Source organism: Vibrio sp. Vb1755, assembly GCF_033338635.1.
Classification (GTDB): Bacteria; Pseudomonadota; Gammaproteobacteria; order Enterobacterales; family Vibrionaceae; genus Vibrio; species Vibrio alginolyticus.
Genome location: NZ_JAWOTA010000276.1, coordinates 1 through 1,157 on the forward strand (window position 1 = coordinate 1; position 1,157 = coordinate 1,157).

Here is a 1,157-nt window from a genome sequence, read left to right on the forward strand (position 1 = left end):
GTTGAGTAATAATTTTATTGCAAATTTAGCAATTTAGAGTCGATAGTTATATTTTTATAGCCCAATTGACTAACGTTAGAATAAAGGAATCAATTCAGTGAAGCGTTTAGAGCTAAGTGCAGGATTATCAAGCAGACCGCTACTGGCTCAGATCAAGTCCAACCACCACGCAATTCAAGCGAAGCTCAGTTTGCTACTTACTTGCCTATTTATTGCGATAACTGGGTGGATACTCGGTAAAGTGGTGTGGTTAGCAATCCCTCAAACGTCTGATGTGCCAAAATGGAGGCCGTCGGCGGGTAATGTTATTGCCAGCAATAAATCGAATACGATTGATTTCAATGCCCTTCAAAGCGCCAACTTATTTGGCAAATACACCGAACAAAAGCCTCTGGTCGTTGAGCAACCTATTGTGAAAGACGCCCCCAAAACACGCCTGAATCTTACCCTTGTTGGCGCCGTTGCTAGCAGCAATCCTCAAACCAGCTTAGCGGTGATCGCTAACCGTGGTAAGCAAGCGACCTACGGAATTAGCGAAGAAATTGAAGGTACGCGTGCCACACTAAAAGCGGTGTTGGTCGATCGCGTGATCATCGATAACGAAGGCCGAGATGAAACTCTAATGCTGGAAGGCGTTGAGTATAAAAAATTGTCAGAATCGCCGCAGGCTACTCGAGTGCAAGCTGCACAGAAAGAACCTGCGTCAGACGTGAGTGACAAACTAGAGCAAATCCGAGAGGAGATTGCGAAAGATCCACAGAGTGTCTTTAAATACATCACCATTTCTCCAGTGAAAAAAGACGACGCCATTATTGGCTACCGAGTTTCTCCGGGTCGTGATGCGGCGTTATTTAATGATGTGGGTCTAGAACCTGGTGATATTGCGGTGCAACTTAATGGGATCGATTTAAGTGATCCATCTTCTTCAGTACAACTGATGCAAGTGATGAGCGATCCGCAAGAACTGAATTTGACTGTTGAGCGAGATGGTCAGCAGTACGACATCTATATCCAATTGTAATACTTAGGCAACCAGCGTAAGTTCAGGGAGACATACGTGAAACATTGGTTTAGCAAAAGTGCTTGGTTACTGGCAGGGAGTCTACTCTGCGTTCCAGGTGCTATGGCAAATGAATTTAGTGCGAGTTTCAAAGGCA

1 protein-coding gene is annotated in these 1,157 nt (G+C 44.8%); it reads left to right on the forward strand.

What is annotated here, in order from left to right; genetic code table 11:
• Window positions 1–97: 97 nt before the first annotated feature.
• Window positions 98–1,021, forward strand: coding sequence for a type II secretion system protein GspC (gspC, locus tag R7E00_RS24500; protein WP_318124823.1), 924 nt, complete (start codon window positions 98–100; stop codon window positions 1,019–1,021).
• The last annotated feature ends 136 nt before the right edge of the window (window positions 1,022–1,157 follow it).